A 298-nucleotide genomic window follows, 5' to 3' on the forward strand; every position below is an offset into this window, starting at 1 on the left:
GTCTTGACCTACGGCGCGTCGCTGCCGGTTATTAAGGTCGGACGTATCGCTGGCCAGTATGCGAAGCCGCGTTCGTCGGATATGGAAACGCGCCACGGTGTGACACTGCCCAGCTACCGTGGCGACGCCGTGAACTCCTTCGAGTTCACGCCCGAAGCACGCGAACCCGACCCGCAGCGTCTTCTGTCGCTGTACAACCACGCGGCCTCGACGCTGAATCTGATCCGCGCCTTCACGAAGGGTGGCTACGCCGACCTGCGCCAGGTGCACCGCTGGAATCAGGGTTTCATGTCGAATC

1 protein-coding gene is annotated in these 298 nt (G+C 62.4%); it reads left to right on the forward strand.

What is annotated here, in order from left to right; genetic code table 11:
* Positions 1–298, forward strand: a 298-nt coding sequence (locus tag QP415_RS11390; protein WP_285100144.1) for a 3-deoxy-7-phosphoheptulonate synthase, incomplete at both ends; no start/stop codon positions are given.

It is taken from the genome of Pauljensenia sp. UMB3104 (genome assembly GCF_030217285.1).
In the GTDB taxonomy this organism is placed as follows: domain Bacteria; phylum Actinomycetota; class Actinomycetes; order Actinomycetales; family Actinomycetaceae; genus Pauljensenia.